Annotated in this window: 2 protein-coding genes; both read right to left on the bottom strand. The window is 66.3% G+C overall.

Annotated features, from left to right (window positions below; all coding sequences use genetic code 11):
* Nucleotides 1–354: AfsA-related hotdog domain-containing protein (locus tag KVT44_RS55435; protein WP_308314429.1), on the bottom strand; the 354-nt coding region annotated here is incomplete at its 3' end.
* Between the two features lie 126 nt (nucleotides 355–480).
* Nucleotides 481–1,137 carry an AfsA-related hotdog domain-containing protein gene (locus KVT44_RS55430; protein ID WP_217576827.1) on the bottom strand — a complete coding sequence of 219 codons (657 nt, stop codon included), beginning with the start codon at nucleotides 1,135–1,137 and terminating at the stop codon, nucleotides 481–483.
* Nucleotides 1,138–1,520: the final 383 nt, after the last annotated feature.

Genomic DNA, 1,520 nt, shown 5'->3' with positions numbered 1-1,520 from the left:
GGTGGTGTCGGTGGGGGTGTGGGTGGTGAGTTGTGCGGTGAAGACGGTGGTGTTGTTTTGGTGTGCGGTGATGTGGGTGGTGGGGGTTGGGTTGTTGTCGTTGGTGTTTGTGTGAGTGGTGATGTAGGTGGGGGTGTGGTGTTCGGTGTAGTGGTGGAAGGTGGCGTGGAGGGTGGTGGGGTGGGTGGGGTGGGTTGTGGGGGTGGGGTGGGTGTGGGCGGTGGTGGCTTGGTGGGCGGCTTCGAGGAGGACCATGCCGGGGATGTGGTCGGTGGTGTGGTCGAAGAGGATGGGGTGGTGGGGGGTGGGGGTGAGTTGCCAGGTGTGGGGGTGGAGGGTGGGGGTGAGGACGATGTCGTGGGGGAGGTTGCGTCCGTAGTGGGTGGGTGGGGGGTTGGGGGGTTGGTGTTGGGTGCCGGCGGTGCTGGTGATGGTGGTGGTGGTGCCTGCGGTGGTGGTGTGGGGGTGCCGGAGGCGTTGCTAGGTGGTGGGGGTGAGGCAGGTGAAGCGGCCGGTGCCGGTGGCGGTGGGGTGGCCGTTGCGGGTGATGGTGATGTGCATGGTGAAGTCGGTGGGGCGTTTGGTGTGGGAGTGGTGGGGGGTGTAGGTGGCGGTGAGGGTGAGGTCGGTGGGGGTGGGTCCGATGGTGAGGTGTTGGGGGTGGGTGGTGAGGTGGAGGTTGCGCATGAGGAAGTGATGGCCGAGGGGGATGCCGAGTTCGGCGTGGGCGAGGTAGAGGCCGGTTTGACGGATGGTTTCTGCGGCTTGGAGGGGGTGGTGGTGGGTGCCGTCGGGGGTGGTGAAGAAGGTGTGGGCGCGGGGCCATTGGGCGGTGAGGGTGTAGCGGGTGTCGCCGGTTTGTTCGCAGCCGGTGAGGAAGACCTCGGCGAGGGTGGAGCGGTGGACGTATTCGCGGGGGACGGTGGTGGTGAGGCGGGGCATGCGGGCGGGGTCGACGGGTGTTTTTGCGCTGGTGTCGGTGCCCGTTTTTGTTTCCGTGCTGGTCCGCGTGGCGGGGTCTGATTCTGCTGCTGGGCGGGGGCCTGTTGCCGTTCCCGTTCCCGTTCCCGTTCCCGTTCCCGTTGCTGTGGTGGCGGGGGTGGGGTGGTTGTCCTGGTGGACGGTGAGCAGGGTCATGTGGGTCTCCGTGGTGCTGTGGGAGGTGCCGGGATGGACCGTGCAGGGTCATAAGATACGAACCTACCGGTTTTCTTTTCAAGGGCGGGCGGGGAATTTCGCGGGGGCGGGCTGGAGGGTCGGGCCGATGGGTCGGGTGGGGGTGTGCGGGGTGCATATTCATCGGTTCGCCGTGGGTGTGCGGTGGGGATCTTCGCTGGATAAGCGGGGGTTTTGATTCCGTTCTGCGGGTGTCTTCCGGGGGTTGGGGGTGGTGTGCGAGGCTCGGGGTCGGGTGGTTGTGGGGGTGTGCTGGGGTCTCTTGTGTGGGTCTCGGGTGAGGCTATAGTGAAACCGGCCGAGCGGTTTTGTTTTGCGAGTGGTTCTCTGGCGGGTGTCGGTGC

The sequence above is a fragment of the Streptomyces sp. GbtcB7 genome (assembly GCF_019091445.1).
Classification (GTDB): Bacteria; Actinomycetota; Actinomycetes; order Streptomycetales; family Streptomycetaceae; genus Streptomyces; species Streptomyces mirabilis.
Note: the sequence above shows the minus strand (reverse complement) of the source record. Positions and strands in the feature narration are given on the sequence as shown.

Bases quoted from the DNA above. Each gene is read 5' to 3' on its own strand.
- KVT44_RS55430 (WP_217576827.1), bottom strand. From the start codon at position 1,137: ATGACCCTGCTCACCGTCCACCAGGACAACCACCCCACCCCCGCCACC.